Origin of the sequence: Arthrobacter sp. AK01 (genome assembly GCF_021109375.1) — a bacterium.
Taxonomy (GTDB): Bacteria; Actinomycetota; Actinomycetes; order Actinomycetales; family Micrococcaceae; genus Arthrobacter.
In genome coordinates this window covers 1-665 of record NZ_JAJOHP010000153.1, presented here as the reverse complement: position 1 = coordinate 665, position 665 = coordinate 1, and the positions used below count along the sequence as shown (strand labels likewise).

Annotated in this window: 1 protein-coding gene; it reads right to left on the bottom strand. The window is 66.2% G+C overall.

Features of this window, described 5'->3' with window-relative positions; genetic code table 11:
- Positions 1 to 665, bottom strand: a 665-nt coding sequence (locus tag LN996_RS23500) for an ammonium transporter (protein ID WP_374202246.1), incomplete at both ends; no start/stop codon positions are given.

The window sequence follows — 665 nt, the reverse complement described above, 5'->3', positions numbered from 1 at the left end:
GTATCTTCGGACACGGGCTCTGGCTTCCGCCTCAGCATCGAGTACAGGTGCGCCTGCTGCTGGCGGAAGTGGCCGTGCGCGGTGAGGCCGAACTCGTAGGCGGACTCGGCATGCTGGGTGAGATCCACACCGGTGACTTCGTGCTCGTGGGCCACGCGGAATCCGATGGTCTTGTGGATGGCCCGGCCGATGACCAGGGTGCCCAAGCCGGAGAGGGCAATGGTGATCAGGACGGCCATGGTCTGTGCAATGAGCTGCTGGGGACCGCCACCGTAAAGGAGGCCGCCGCCGACGCCGTCCACGGGCAGGGCGATGAAGCCCAAGGACAACGTACCTATGACACCGGCCCCGAAGTGCACGCCCACAACATCCAGGGAATCGTCGAAGCCGAACTTGTATTTCAGGTCAACGAACACTGCGCAAGCGGCGCCGGCCACGAGGCCCAAGCCCAGGGCGGCAAGCGGGCTGATGTTGGCGCAGGACGGGGTTATCGCCACGAGGCCGGCCACTACGCCGGACGCCGCACCAAGGGAAGTCGGGTGTCCGTGCCGGATCTTCTCTACGACGAGCCAGCTCAGCATGGCCGCGGCCGGGGTGACCAGGGTGTTGACCCAGATGAGGCCTGCCTGCTCCACCGTGGTGGCAGCGCCGCCGTTGAAGCCGAA